Below are 13,697 nucleotides of genomic sequence, written 5' to 3'. Positions count from 1 at the left end.
TCCTAAAAGAGAGTCTGGTTTCTAATTACTTATTCGTTTCTGCTAGTTTATTAGACAGAGCCTGGTTTTTCTCCTTCAGTTGTTCTAACATCTGTGGCAGCAGTTCCTTTATTTTAGTCTCATCGTTTGCTTCTACCGCTTGTCTAAACTGGCCCTTCAGATTATTTTGATCAAAACCTTTTCTACCGTTAAAGCCAAGCTTTTTCATTTCTTCCCTGGCCTGTTCAGGAGTTAGTTTACCGTTTTTTACGTTCTCATGAATCGCTTTAAGTTTCTCTTTTAATTCAGCGGGCAATTCAGGTTTGTCCCGGAATTTTTCAATACCGAAATTCTTTAATTGTTCCCTGGCCTGTTCACGGGTTAGTTTTCCGCTTTTCACATCCTCATAGATGGCTTTTATTTTTTCTTTAGCCTCATTAGACAATTGGGGTCTTTGTTTATCATGCGGGCGCTTTTCCTTCAATTCTTTCATCAATTGTTCGTGTTTAGCAAGGGCATTTTTCCAATCTTCCAGACTTTCCGGGGTATACTTGGTAACGAGATCCAGTAATTTGTTATTTAACTCCTGACGCTTTTCTTCATTAAAGAACCTGTGGTGAGCAAATCCTTTTTTCACCGGCACATCCCCGGCACCAGTGACTGCGTCCGTGGCAAAAGCAGCGGTAGGTACAAGTACGGACAATGCTAAGAGAGCAGATACGGCTTTGGTTTTCCAGTTTTTCACAATTAATTCCTCCTTCAAGAATTTTGAAAGTGACTACGTTTAAAATATAAACGGCAAATGCGGAATAATTATCAAGGAATTGTGGGAAATCATGAAATCGTTAGATATACAAAACCCGGACTCTTATCCGAAAGGAGTCCGGGTTTTACCGCTGGACCGGTTTGGTCTTTCCAGCCAGATTTATTGCATGGTTAACTCGGGAACCGGCAAGGCTTGTAAATCTTTTCTACGACGCCACTTTGTCTTCCAATCATCAATGATCGTATAGACAACCGGGATTACAAACAATGTGAACACTGTTGAACTAATTAACCCGCCAATCAACACCCAGGCCATGCCGGTGCGGTTTTCCGCGCCATCGGTCAGGGACAAGGCCGTAGGCAGCATGCCAATTACCATGGTGAGAGTGGTCATGATAATTGGCTTTAACCTGGTGCTGCCGGCCTCAATCAGGGCTTCCTTCAGGGATCTGCCTGGGCCATCAGGGTGTGGGTATAGTCAATCAGCAAAGTACCGTTTTTGGCCACCAGGCCGTCCAGCATGATGATACCGATAAAAGTAAAAATATTTAAGTTGTTACCGGACCATACCAGGGCCACCAGGGCACCCACTATACCAAGCGGTAAAGAAAGCATTCGAATTAAGGGGGTGGTGAAGGACTCGTAAAGCATTACCAGCACCATATAAACCAGGATGACGGATAAGAGTAAGGCTGATCTCAATTCAGTAAAACTTTCGTTCATGCTGCGGGCCTGGCCGGTATAGTTAACGGTAAAACCCGCCGGAAGATCCAGTTTAGAGATTTCTTTTTTAACATCGGCCATAAAGTCCCCCAGGGGCCTGGAGCGAACATTGGCCGTTACCGTGACAGACCTTTGTTTATTTTCCCGGCGAATATCAGTGGGGCCGCTGCCAAGTCCTACACTTGCCACCTGGCCAAGGGATACCGCACCGCCGCTGCCGGATACCATTAAGTTCTGCAGGTCGTTAATGTCTTGCTTGTTGGCCCCAGCCAACTTGACAAGCATATCGATTTCCTTATCACCTTCCCTGTACACCCCGGCGGATTCACCGTTGACAGCCGCCCGGAGGGTACGGGACACATCGTTCACTGACAGGCCGTAATGGGCTGTCCGCATGTGGTCCACCTTTATCTGAACCTCCGGTTGTCCCAGGGTCCAATCGGTATTGGCGCTGTTGGCACCGGGGGTGCGTGCCACTATATCTCTTACCTGTTCCGACAGTGCCACCAGCTTGTCATGATCTTTGCCTGACACAACAATACGAACGGCGGAGCCACCTGGTCCCCCTCCCACCATGGACTCTGACTCAGAGACACGGATTTTCCCTTGTTTAAAGGTTGTACTCCACTGGCGTATTCCATCGGCTACTTGCCAAACTGATTTTTCTCTTTGATCCTTAGGGAACAGTTTTAGCTGAATTATGCCGCTGTTGGCCCCGTTAGAGGAACCCCCTCCCCCGGACCCTATGGTTGTTTGGTAATATTGCACCTCGGGAATTTCACTTAAATGTTTTTCCATTTGCTTTAAAGCGGCGCTGGTTTCCCCGATTGGTGTTCCCACCGGCATCTCCAGGGTAACGTTAATTTGCCCCTGGTCGGACCTCGGCATGAATTCCATACCCACAAGACCCAGGGGAATTGATGTCAAGCTTAGGACAAAGGCCGCCAGCGAGCCAACCAGTACCTTCTTACGGTTACTCAAGGACCACATGAGCATCCGGTGATAAAGATCCTTTGCCTTTTCGCCAAGGGGGATGGTCTTCTGCCATATGGCCCTGGCGATAGACTGCCTGGTGTCCTCTTTTTCCGACTGCCGGTATAACCTTGAGGCCATCATGGGCGCCAGAGTAAAGGACACAAAGAGCGAAAACAATGTGGCAAACACTACGGTCAGACCGAACTGCCTGAAAAACTGCCCCACCATGCCGCCCATAAAAGCCACCGGCATAAATACCACCACGTCGGACAGGGTAATAGCGATAGCAGCCATACCGATTTCTTTACGACCGTCAATGGCAGCCTGCCAGGGGGTTTTACCCATCTTCATATGGCGGTGAATGTTTTCCAGCACCACAATGGAATCGTCCACCAAGATACCGATACAAAGGGCCAGGCCCATTAAAGACATCATATTAAAAGTAAAACCAGCAAAATACATCATCATGACGGTGGCCAGCAATGAAGTTGGTATGGCCAGCATGACAATTGCTGTGGAGCGCCACTGCCGTAAAAAGATAAACAGAACCAGACCGGTGGTGATAATCCCTTCAAGAATGTTCATCCAGGTACCCTTCAGTGACCTGTGAACAAAATCAGAGGAATCGTTCGTTATTAAAAGCTCACAATCCGTAGGCAGTTCCTTTTTTACCTCTTCCAGCTTCTCCTTTACTGCATCCCCCACCTCGGTTACGCTGGCATCGCTTTGTTTATAAATCTGGATGCCCACCGCCTCTTTGCCGTTGATGCGGCTCACCTGCCGCACCTCTTTGAAACTGTCGTTTACGCTGGCGATGGCTTCCAATGGAACTGCATAACCCGAGGGCGACGGTATTTGGATTTGCTTGATTTCTTGTATACTCTGAAATTGCCCCAGTACCCTGACGTTATATTCACCTTCCGGGCGGTCAAGCCGCCCGGTGGGTTCATTTAGGTTTTCAGCGTCCAGCCGGCTAACCACCTGGTTAAGGGTTAAACCGTAGCCTTCCATCTTGCTCTTATCAACTTCAATTTGGATTTCCCTCTGCATTCCCCCGATAATGCTGATTTCCGATACCCCTTTAACCCTTTGCAGGCGTTCTTTAACGATATCGTTCGCCATATCATAGGTTTCATTCCTGGCGCCGGGTCTTCCCAGGGAGAGGGTCATCACCGGGGAATCATTGATATCCCGCTTGATGACCACAGGATCATCCGCCCCGTCGGGCAGGCGGCGCCGGATATTATCCACGTTTTTTGAACGTCGATGGCTACCTCATCCGCATCCACCGACAGGTCAAACTCCAGTATAACGGTGCCTCTGCCTGTTGTAGCCGTAGACATGATATTCTTTAACTGGCCTAGAGAGGATAGGGAATCCTCCAAAGGTTTTATAATCTGGGTTTCAATTTCTTCAGCCCCGGCTCCGGGATAGGACACCGAAACCGAAACATAGGGTGTGTTGACGGCCGGATATAATTCAACACCAATCTTCCCGAAAGTATACAGCCCCAGCACCACAAAAAGAGAATGACCATGGTCATCATGGCCGGCCGCCGGACAGATAACTCCGTTATATGCATGGACTTTTACCTCCCCTGCCCCTTATCAGATATGCCCTTGGCACCTTCGGACTGACCATTTACCCTTTGACCATCCCTTAAGGAACTTAGGTTATTGATAATTACCTTATCATCTTTTGTTAAACCAGTGAGGACAGAAATATTTTTCCCGTCAGTGGGGCCCGTCTCCACCTGCCGCTCCCTGGCGATGCCATCTATTAACACAAAGACCTTATTCTTACCATCACTTGTTAAAACAGCCTCCCGGGGAATCAGTAAAGACTTCTCCAATTCTTTTTCCAGCAGCACTTCCGCAAACATCCCGGGCTTTAGTTTGTGGTCCTTGTTTTCCAGCTGAATTTTTACCGGAAAGGCCTTTGTTTTGGTATCTGCAGCCAGTGCAATATTGGTAACAACGCCGGTTAACGGGCTTTGGTCCACTGCAGTTACCCGCACGCGAACCTTCTGTCCTTCTGCCAGCTTGTTTACCTGTTGTTCATTTACATTGACACTTACAACAAGGATGTCCAAGTTACTAACGGTGAATAACGGTGTAGAGGTGCCGGCCAGTTCTCCTACATTGATGTTTCTGGCTGTAACAATGCCATTGAAAGGGGATTTGATAACCGTCTCTTTATAACGGGCCTGGCTTTGGGCCAGGGCGGCTTGGAAAGACTTGACCCCGGCTGCCGCTTTTCTTAAAGCACCCTCATAATTTTCTTCAAAGTCCGCCTGGGCAACCGCCCCTGATTGGTACAGCTCTTTTCCTCGCTCGTATTTTTTCAGAGCCAGGTCATATGTAATCCTTGCAGTCTCCAGACTGGCCTCTGCGGATGACACAGCAGCCGCCAGTTCCTCTGCCTCCAGAGACATCAGAACTTGCCCGGCGCTGACGCGACTTCCCACATCCACGCCAATGCCGGCCACTTTGCCGGATGTCTTGGCCACGATGTCGGCAGAATTAAGCGCCTCCAGCGTGCCGCTTAATGTCATCTTTTCACTGATACTTCCTTCACTAACCTTTACAACCTTCACACCCACACCGGCCCGGTTGCCTTTTCCCTGTTCCGGATTTTGTTTGGTTTCTCTGGCGCAGCCGGCCATTAACAGGTTCGTTATAAGCAGTACCCCGGCCATTAAAATGACACTGTATCTCTTCACTTGCCAATCCTCTCCCCTTCAAACTGTAAGTGTACAAAAGGCTTTGTTAATAGTTTACAATATAAAATCTGTATAATTATGAAATAATTATGGGAAATTGTGAAATGTTTTTAGCTGTCAAATTGAGCTGAGTACTTTGTTTATATTGTGCAGTACAAAGTGGTATAAGATTACCAGGGTAGGGCGACAAAAACTGGCCGAGTACCGGGATGATATTGAGAAGAGAAAAGCTAACCTGGATTACTTCTTAAATGTATACAGCAAGCTGATATAGAAGAAATGAAGCGGTGAGGAGGGATAGAGTTGAATGGAGCTGTTTTCTACGGAATTGCCGGGGTGCTGCTTCTGATTTCGTTAGTTAAGGATAAAAATAAGACGAAAATGGATCTCTTAAAGGCCTGGAGTTCGTTTAGGATGCTGCTTCCCCATGTTTACCATCATGTTAATTGTCGGTATCTCCCTAGCGCTCCTTAGTCCGGAGACTATTTCAGAAATTATGGGCGCCAAGTCGGGTTGGGCAGGTATGCCGGCCGGGTTGGCCATAGGCTCGGTTACTCTCATCCCGCCGTTTGTAGCTTTTCCTCTGGCTGCAGCTCTGCTCAAGGCGGGGGCGGGGTATCCACAAATTGCCGCCTTCGTTTCCACCGTGATGGCGGTGGGCGTAGTCACCTTGCCAGCCGAGATCAAATACCTGGATAAGAGAACGGCAATCTTGCGCAACGGGCTTTTTTTCCTGGTGGCCACGCTATTTAGCTTAATAATCGGGCAGGTGATGTAAAATGAATGGTATTAAGGAATATAAATATGCCATCGTGTTGGCACTGTGTATGCTGGGGTTGTATGTTTACCAGCCGCCCACTGGAGCTAAATCTTTTGACATTACAGTAAAAAACATTCAGGAAATGCTGGCCTTCCTACCGCAGCGGGATCTCAAATACGCCAGGAACTGTTCACCGTGGATCCGCTAAGAGAAATCGTGGACCAGGCAGAAAGGGAAGCAATCCGGGAGGCCCTATCCGGCTACAGCACGCACCAGGCCGCCGAGGTCCTGAGCATCAATTATACAACGTTAATGAGAAATATTAACAAGCTGGAAATTCATTACACCCACCCCGCACAGGGTAAAAAATAAGATATTGTTCCATGCCCTGTAAGTGTTATAATGTGGAAAAAGGAGGGTGGTTTTAATGGATCGTGCTGCTTCAGACAGGCTGGAACGGATAGAAAATACAGTGCTTCGTATGGAAAACAATATAAATCAACTGACGGATACTGTGACTCAGTTAGTTGGCATGGTTGGTAAATTAATTTCAGATCATCATGAATTTAACAATAGATTAGGCAACTTAGAAACAAGGTTTGATCGCTTGGAAGCGAAAGTAGATCACTTGAAAGAAAGGTTTGATCGCTTGGAAGCGAAAGTAGATCACTTGGAAGAAAGGTTTGATCGCCTGGAAACTAAAGTAGATAATTTGGAGATTAAATTGGATTCCTTTCAGAAAGGATGTAGATTATATAGAAGATCAGACCCACCAACATGACAAGGATATATACAAACTAAAAAAGTTAATCATTGGCTAAAAAAGAGCGATTTACTCGCTCTTTTTGCATTACCATAGGTTTTTACCCCTCGATATCCTCCGGGAACAATTTATCGGTGTCGCCGCCCGTCATGATTCTGGAAGCAGCCCTTCGATAGGCCCTGTCGATAATGTCCTTAACATACCGTGTGTTGCCCAGTTTGCCAAACTCATTCTGTTTTTCCACAAAAATCCCCCGCAGCTTTTCTGCCGCCTCCGCTGTCAGGACCAATTGATAATCATCGACCAGCCGCTGTGCCACTTCTAACAGTTCGCCGGGCGTATAGTCGGGAAATTCCAGCCGGAAGTTAATTTTGGGAGATATGTCCGGGTCCGCTAAAAGCGCTGCCAACTCCTCACGGGTACCGGACAGGACGATCATGGTTTCTCTGGCATCCAACAGCGCGTGGATGACATCCTTGCCCAGGGCCAGGATATCCGGCACCTTATCAACGTAAAGGATACCGCCCCGGGCCTTTTCCACCACCCTGGCAACCCTTTGTACGTTTTCCCGCGGGGACTCCCCTGCCAGATCAAATTTATGCACGCCAAACAGCTGGCCTTTTTGCAGCACCTGCAACCGGCGCAGCATTTCTCCAACCAGGCGTGCCAGCGCCACCTTGCCGGTACCGGGGTTGCCGATAAAAGCAAAGTTTACCGGTGCCCCCGCGAATTGTCGCGTCTGAGCCAGCATGCCGATTTCTTTGACAGTCCCCTTAAATTTTGCAAGCCCTGTTAATTCCTCCAGGTCCTTCAGGGTTTCTTCGATCACGTGAATCTCCATCTTGCATTCCTCCCCCCGTTTGAAACCCTCCGCCCGAATAAAAAAGGAACATCCATTCTTAAACAATGTCGTTCCCCGGTGTCTTTAAAGTGAGATGATAATACAATTTTTATTCATGTTTCGCCTTAATGTTATGGTTTCCTTTTTTAAAAGACAAAATTATTTTTATTAATCCGCCATGACCAATTCTGAGGCTGTAAGGCCGGAAGTAATCGCACATTCCAAGGACGGCCCCAGCCAGTAATCCCCGCACAGTGCAATCCATGCTCCAGGACCCGCGTGATCCTACCCCTTTGGTCACTCACCAGGGCAATGCCGCCTGTTTGTTGGATCTTCATGCTTTCTCCCCCATATTAACCAATTGGTTGGCAACGGTAATGGCTTCCATGGCATCCTTTGCATAGGCGTCCGCCGCCATACGAATGCCGATTTCATGCAGTTCCCCGGCTACACAGGTGGCCACCATGCGAAGACCGTTTTTCTTCAGCATCCTGATGAACGAGGGGAGCTCTTCCGAAAATTGCGGCAGCTGCTTTAATCCATTCTCTACGTATGAACAGGCAACCTCCGCCATCACGGGAGGCAGCGTTCCCTTTAAAACCTCCATCAGCACATGCAAATTAACCACCAGTTCGCTAAGCGGCACACCGGCCTTGGGCAGGAACGCCTTTAACCATGCGATGTATTCGGAAAACAAAGAAACCTGGGATGCAGCAACGGCCTCGGAAAGGTACGAAAGGTGGTAATTTACATCCTGTACAAATTTCTCATGCTGGTATTGGTCATATTTTTTCTTAGTTCGGGCTGCAGGCTGTACTGCCTCTCAACAATTGCCTGCGCCATTTTTTGCTGGTTTTCTTTTATACACTGACTTGTCTCCTTAAAAACTACCCATAAAAATGAAGGATCTTTTTGCAGCTTTCCGAACCTTTTTCCTGTACAAGTAAAAATGTAACCCTGTTGAAACAGATTTGCAAAGAACGATTGATATACTAAAATGATAGTAAATCACCCATTAGTAGATCGGGCCTTCTTGTTTTGTCTGCAAAGGTTCTAACGGGCAAGCTATCTATATTAACCACTGCTTTTTATGTATATTACCTTAGATTAGGAGATATGGCGGATGATGGACAACCCGTCTGGCACAAGAATTTGGGAACTGGATTTTTTGCGTGGCATCGCCATCCTTATGATGGTTGTTTTTCATATCTTGTATGACTTAAACACATTTTACCAGGTACCAATCCTTTATGAACAAGGCCCTGTCTACTATATTGGCAAGACAGCGGCATCCTTGTTTATTATTGTGGCCGGCATCAGCTGTTCTTTGAGCAGAAACAACGTCAAACGAGGTGCCAAACTGTTCGCGCTTGGTCTGGTAATCACACTCGTTACTTCTCTGACGGTTCCGGGTTCCAACATTTTTTTCGGCATCCTCCATTTTTTAGGTACCGCTATCCTTCTTTATCCCCTTTTTAAACACCTTAAACCCGGCCTTCTTCTTACTCTTGGCACGGGGATCATTTTAACAGGGTTTTATTTAAAAAGGATCGCCATGCCCAATCATTTGCTGGCCCCTCTGGGTCTGATGGGACCGGACTTTTACTCGGCGGATTATTACCCCCTGGTCCCGTGGCTGGGCTTATTCCTCTACGGGGTCGTGCTGGGAAAAATGATTTACAGGGAAAAGAACAGCCTGTTTGCCTCTTTCCCTTTCAGGCAAAACCCTTTAAATACCCTGGGGCGGCACTCTTTAGCCATTTATCTCCTGCACCAGCCTGTGATATTATTGCTCCTTTCCCTTCTTTACCGGTCTTTTCCCTTCAAAATAAATGTTTAAAGGTGCGGTTTTTCCGCACCCTTTTGTTCTTTGTTTTAGGAAATTATGCTTTTTTGAAAAACTGTATATAACTTTCCTTTCCTAAAAAAGCAAATAACTTAATAACTTAAGTACCTGGTACCTAGCCAATCTCCCCGATGGCCAGGGTAACTCCCGATATGCTGGAGGAAGGCAGGATTTTATAGGGTTTTCCTTCCTTTTTACAGAGCTTTTTTACGCTGAGACAGGCGTTGTGGCTGTTGCAGTCAACGGGGCAAAATACCATGTCGCATCTTTTAATCTTATTGATTAACGCCCTTTCTCCACCCTTCATATACCCGTCCAGGTATTCAAAATGACAGCCATGCTGCTCAATGATATTTTTATAAAGGGCCTTGAATTTGGTAATGCCGCCCACCATTAAGATCCGCTTCATGCAGCAATCGCATTGGCCGCACGGGTTGATGCACTGTTTTTGTCTGGCTTGTTTATGTATTTTGTTGTTTTTGGTTCCGGTTGAACTCATTGACTTATCCCTCCCAATCAATGATAATGATAATCTTTATCAATTAACATTATTATACAAGCCCTGGGTAGGTTCTGTCAAACGGAATAAAAATTGATTAGGCCTGGTTTAAACAAGACAGGGCATGGAACGTCAGAACACGGTTTCTTCCCCCGGCTTTCGCCCTGTATAAAGCTTGGTCCGCATGCCTTAACAACTCCGCCGGGTCCTGGCCGTCCCCAGGGAAAGAGGCCACTCCCGCACTGACGGTTACTTTCAGGCTGCCGTTCCAAGTCACATTTTCAACCGCCTGGCGTATCTTTTCAGCCACTTCAAAGGCAGCCTGTTTGTCCGCACCGGGTAATGTAAGCACAAACTCCTCTCCCCCGTAACGGGCTACGCTGTCTCCTTTACGTACAGTTTGCTTCATGACCTCCGCCACCCGGGCCAGGACCTGATCCCCTACCTGGTGGCCAAAGCGATCATTAATTTTTTTAAAAGGTTGAAAGATATTTGCACCCTTTGACACCGGCCGTCCGGTAGTAGTCTTCAATCTTAAAGCTGTACAAAACGGCTGCAGCAGCGATGATTCCCTGCCCCTGTGATATAGAATTGAATTGCACAAGAAGCGCCCCGATGAACAGGCCGGTACAGACCAGCCACTTGCGCAGCCTGGCGATGAAAAGTTCCACTTCCAACAGGTTGATTTCTTGAATGTTGAAGTAATTCCGGGATAACATGATCAAAACCCCTTTGATCGTCAATGGTTGAACATGCATTCAGCAGGTAACTAACCGGAAATCATAACTTCGGGTTTGCTCTTGATAATACCGGTAAAAACATTTACCATCACGGGATCAAACTGACCGCCGGCCCCTTGCTCCAATTCCCGGACAGCGGTTTCCAGTGGCAGTGCCCCGCGGTAAGCTCTTTGCGAGGTCATGGCATCCCAGGCGTCCGCAATGCTGACCAACCGCGCAGTGTAAGGGATGGCCTCCCCCTTCAGTCCCTTGGGATAACCGCTGCCGTCATAGCGTTCATGATGGTAAAGGACCACATTGAGCGCTTCCTTGAGAAAGTCTATGGGAGCCAGGATATGGGCGCCAATGGTGGGATGTTCTTTTATGGTTTGAAATTCATCCGGCGATAAGCGGCCCGGCTTGTTGAGGATGAATTCCGGCACACCGATTTTGCCAATGTCATGCAGAATGGCGCCGAAATGAATATGGGTCAGTTCCTCGGAGGACAGGCCCAGCCCCTCTCCCAGGGCCACTGCATACCTGGCTACATTGCGGGAGTGATTGCGGGTGTATGTATCTTTGGCATCGATGGCCGATGTCAGGGCGGAGATGCTCTTTAGATAAACATCCCTTCTGCCGTACTCTATTTTCATCCGGGTGTTGTCCAGGATGAGCGCCGCTTGACCGGCGAAGGACAAGACCGAGCTCCGGTCGGTGTCGGTGTATTCAATCCGGTGAGTATCCTGACCATGGTGCCGGTGCATCAAGATGAGAACACCGATGACCAGGCTGTTTACCTGTAACGGTACCGCCATCAGGGAGCGCAGGAAGGCGTCCCTTTGGCGCAGCGGTTTAAAGGCAGCATGGTTACTGGTGAATTCCACCACCCGGGAAGAAAAGCACCCCCGCACCAGGCAGGTATTGTTCTGTAAATACTCTTTAACGGCCGGCTCGAACTGCCCTCTGGCTGCAATGACCTCCAATCTGTCGCACACCCGGGGAGCCAATGCAATAAAGCCCGCTTCACTGTTCGTAATTTTCATGGACATGTCCAAGATGGCTTCAACGGTGCCTTCAAAGTCATAGGTTTTGATCAGGTCTGTCAACACCCCGTGTAAGAAACTAATTTCCTTCACTTTCTTACGAAGCATCCTGTTGATGGCAAGGAGTTCTTCGTTCTGCTGTTCCAGCTGTTCAATGCGCAATTGCATGGCCGCCTGTTCAAAGTGCCGGTTCTTTCCCATATATAAAGAAGACATTGGATCACCTCATCCATTTCTGCTTTATCTAATTACTAAAATTTCATCATGAAAATGATTATCATTATCAATATCTTAAATGTTGGCAATCTTTTTGTCAATAAGTAGTTACAGTACCAGGATTCGCTAACCCCAAAAGAAGAAATTTCCTACTTCCGGTTAATCAGGCCAGTAGGGTATAATTAAACAATTCTATTCTTGATGCGGGTATCCGCATCTAAAGAATCAATCATCCCGGAGTTATTTTAATGAAGAAAAAAGTTACCTTTATCTTACTCGTTGTGGTAATCATTCTCCTGATTGTCCTGTGGCGCACAGGAACCTTTGATATCTTGCAATCAATTCCTTTCGGGGACAGCACTGCCACTGCCGGGCTGCTGGCAAAGGCCGGTACTGCCGCCATTGTTATCAGTATCCTCCTGAATGTGCTGATCAGTGTGCTGGGGGTTGTCCCCTCGGTTTTTTTAACAGGGGCCAACATCCTGGTTTTCGGCCTCTGGGGCGGTTTTTTTGTCTCCTGGGCCGGGGAGATTGTCGGGGCGGTTGTGTCCTTTCTGTTGTACAGGTGGGGGGTTCAATCCGTTGCCAAAATCCCCACCGGGCACTGGAAACTTTTCAGGACCGTTAATTCCCTGCCGGGTCTGCGACAGATCTATTTTCTCACGGTTCTCCGGATGGCCCCCTTTATTCCCTCGGGCATTATCAACCTGTTGGGGGCGGTAACATCCGTTTCCCTGTTTCATTTTTTTATCGCTACAGCCCTTGCAAGTTTCCGGCCCTATTGTTGGAAACGGCCTTTAGTTATAATGTCATTACCCTGGGCAAGAATTATATTTATCTTGTCATAAGTATGATTGTTGCCGTACTGCTGTATTGGGGAATAAAAAAAGAGCTGCAAAGGCTCGGACAGCAGCAGTAGCGGACCTCCCGACATTTGCTTTCCTAAAACCATATTATGCCAGGGGTCGTTATGACGTTCTTGGAGGTTCTCTGCGCCTGCCGATTTCCTTCCTTACCTGTCTCAATTGGATCGTCATGCCGGTAAGTTATTCAGGCATATTTTTGTGTTGAATGCAAATAATAGGTGCATGTTCAGACGCTTTCTTATCTACGGACTATTAGGCTGGTTAATGGAGGTTATGTGGACAGGGTTTCTGTCTGCCCTGGACGGGGACTGGCGTTTGACCTCCACCACCTATCTCTGGATGTTCCCCATTTACGGACTGGCAATCCTCTTGGAACCGGTCCATAACGTCATCCGTCCTTGGACCTGGTGGCTGCGGGGGATGGTCTGGGTGGTGGCCATCTGGTTCATAGAAGCCGGCAGCGGCCTGTTGATTAAGGCTGTCACCGGCGCCATTCCCTGGGACTACACCGGGCAGACACCCTTGCAGATTGCCGGGGTGATTCGCCTGGATATGGCTCTCCTGTGGTTTGGGGTGGGCCTCCTCTTTGAGCGGCTGCACGATTACCTGGTGGAAGTGGTCGGCATTCGTTAACAAAAAGTCCTGGTACTTTGCCCGGAGTATAAAAGAAACCCGGATTCCTTCTTCCGGGTTTCCTGCTTTCTTTTAACCTAATTCTTTAATGCGGGATAAAATTTGATCCGGCGTATAACCGGCTGCATCAATAACCGGTGCTTTGGTTGAGATGCCCTGCATGTTCATGGTGTTGTTATCCAAGCCGTTGATAACAACCGCCATTACATTTTCCCCACTGCCGGGTTTAACAACTTTATAGCCCTGGTTCTTTAAAAGTTGGCTTAAATCATCCAGACCAGGTTCGATGGCCACTTTTTTCGCCACTGAAAAACACCTCCTGTCGTCCTTTAGTATGGCCGGGGGAG

General features: G+C 47.8%; 16 protein-coding genes and 1 pseudogene. 7 read left to right on the top strand and 10 right to left on the bottom strand.

The annotated features are described in order from the left end of the window. Positions 1 to 25: 25 nt before the first annotated feature. The 3 genes and pseudogenes from P378_RS02860 to P378_RS02850 form a co-directional block, all read right to left on the bottom strand. Positions 26 to 724, bottom strand: coding sequence for a hypothetical protein (locus P378_RS02860; RefSeq protein ID WP_238472803.1), 699 nt, complete (start codon positions 722 to 724; stop codon positions 26 to 28). Positions 725 to 904: 180 nt separating this feature from the next. Continuing rightward, a pseudogene (locus P378_RS02855) lies at positions 905 to 3,959 on the bottom strand (efflux RND transporter permease subunit). A 71-nt stretch (positions 3,960 to 4,030) separates the two neighbouring features. Next, entirely contained in the window at positions 4,031 to 5,164 is a 1,134-nt protein-coding gene (locus P378_RS02850; protein ID WP_099082204.1) for an efflux RND transporter periplasmic adaptor subunit, read from the bottom strand. Positions 5,165 to 5,591: 427 nt separating this feature from the next. On the opposite strand from P378_RS02850, the gene P378_RS02845 reads away from it, so the two are divergent. The 4 genes from P378_RS02845 to P378_RS02835 are packed head-to-tail and all read left to right on the top strand — an operon-like array spanning position 5,592 to position 6,705. Further along, positions 5,592 to 5,942 carry a permease gene (locus P378_RS02845; protein ID WP_338013808.1) on the top strand — a complete coding sequence of 117 codons (351 nt, stop codon included), beginning with the start codon at positions 5,592 to 5,594 and terminating at the stop codon, positions 5,940 to 5,942. A gap of 1 nt (position 5,943) precedes the next feature. Then, positions 5,944 to 6,132 carry a hypothetical protein gene (locus P378_RS02840; protein ID WP_099082203.1) on the top strand — a complete coding sequence of 63 codons (189 nt, stop codon included), beginning with the start codon at positions 5,944 to 5,946 and terminating at the stop codon, positions 6,130 to 6,132. After that, on the top strand, positions 6,120 to 6,296 hold the full coding sequence (locus P378_RS19325) for a hypothetical protein (protein WP_180260951.1): 177 nt from the start codon (positions 6,120 to 6,122) through the stop codon (positions 6,294 to 6,296). The genes P378_RS02840 and P378_RS19325 overlap by 13 nt, the downstream gene beginning before the upstream one ends. 55 nt (positions 6,297 to 6,351) lie before the next feature. Further along, positions 6,352 to 6,705, top strand: coding sequence for a hypothetical protein (locus P378_RS02835; protein WP_099082202.1), 354 nt, complete (start codon positions 6,352 to 6,354; stop codon positions 6,703 to 6,705). A gap of 82 nt (positions 6,706 to 6,787) precedes the next feature. Here the strand turns inward: P378_RS02835 and P378_RS02830 are convergent, their stop codons facing one another. Together P378_RS02830 and P378_RS02820 are read right to left on the bottom strand one after the other, a co-directional pair. Continuing rightward, positions 6,788 to 7,528, bottom strand: a complete 741-nt coding sequence (locus P378_RS02830; protein ID WP_143338397.1) for a P-loop NTPase family protein — start codon at positions 7,526 to 7,528, stop codon at positions 6,788 to 6,790. 334 nt (positions 7,529 to 7,862) lie between these two features. Beyond that, positions 7,863 to 8,225 (bottom strand): hypothetical protein, encoded by a 363-nt coding sequence (locus P378_RS02820; protein WP_099082199.1) that lies wholly within the window; start codon positions 8,223 to 8,225, stop codon positions 7,863 to 7,865. A gap of 426 nt (positions 8,226 to 8,651) precedes the next feature. Here P378_RS02820 and P378_RS02815 point away from each other — a divergent pair, with 426 nt between their 5' ends. After that, the gene (locus P378_RS02815) at positions 8,652 to 9,368 is read left to right on the top strand and encodes a heparan-alpha-glucosaminide N-acetyltransferase (RefSeq protein ID WP_099082198.1); all 717 of its coding nucleotides are present in this window, start codon (positions 8,652 to 8,654) and stop codon (positions 9,366 to 9,368) included. 121 nt (positions 9,369 to 9,489) lie between these two features. On the opposite strand, the gene P378_RS02810 is transcribed toward P378_RS02815, so the two are convergent. The 4 genes from P378_RS02810 to P378_RS02800 form a co-directional block, all read right to left on the bottom strand. After that, positions 9,490 to 9,873, bottom strand: coding sequence for a DUF2325 domain-containing protein (locus tag P378_RS02810; protein WP_099082197.1), 384 nt, complete (start codon positions 9,871 to 9,873; stop codon positions 9,490 to 9,492). Between the two features lie 97 nt (positions 9,874 to 9,970). Further along, positions 9,971 to 10,381 carry a GGDEF domain-containing protein gene (locus P378_RS02805; RefSeq protein WP_180260950.1) on the bottom strand — a complete coding sequence of 137 codons (411 nt, stop codon included), beginning with the start codon at positions 10,379 to 10,381 and terminating at the stop codon, positions 9,971 to 9,973. Beyond that, positions 10,347 to 10,592 (bottom strand): hypothetical protein, encoded by a 246-nt coding sequence (locus P378_RS19320; RefSeq protein WP_180260949.1) that lies wholly within the window; start codon positions 10,590 to 10,592, stop codon positions 10,347 to 10,349. The genes P378_RS02805 and P378_RS19320 overlap by 35 nt, the downstream gene beginning before the upstream one ends. Positions 10,593 to 10,642: 50 nt before the next feature. Then, entirely contained in the window at positions 10,643 to 11,851 is a 1,209-nt protein-coding gene (locus P378_RS02800) for an HD-GYP domain-containing protein (RefSeq protein ID WP_099082195.1), read from the bottom strand. Positions 11,852 to 12,099: 248 nt separating this feature from the next. On the opposite strand from P378_RS02800, the gene P378_RS02795 reads away from it, so the two are divergent. Next, entirely contained in the window at positions 12,100 to 12,699 is a 600-nt protein-coding gene (locus P378_RS02795; RefSeq protein ID WP_238472802.1) for a TVP38/TMEM64 family protein, read from the top strand. Positions 12,700 to 12,939: 240 nt separating this feature from the next. Next, positions 12,940 to 13,350, top strand: coding sequence for a putative ABC transporter permease (locus P378_RS02790; RefSeq protein ID WP_099082194.1), 411 nt, complete (start codon positions 12,940 to 12,942; stop codon positions 13,348 to 13,350). A gap of 72 nt (positions 13,351 to 13,422) precedes the next feature. Here P378_RS02790 and P378_RS02785 read toward each other — a convergent pair whose 3' ends face one another. Then, positions 13,423 to 13,656 carry a YkuS family protein gene (locus P378_RS02785; RefSeq protein ID WP_099082193.1) on the bottom strand — a complete coding sequence of 78 codons (234 nt, stop codon included), beginning with the start codon at positions 13,654 to 13,656 and terminating at the stop codon, positions 13,423 to 13,425. Between the last annotated feature and the right edge of the window lie 41 nt (positions 13,657 to 13,697).

Source organism: Desulforamulus profundi, assembly GCF_002607855.1.
The sequence above is the reverse complement of the archived record's forward strand: the minus strand, read 5'-3'. Positions and strand labels throughout refer to the sequence as shown.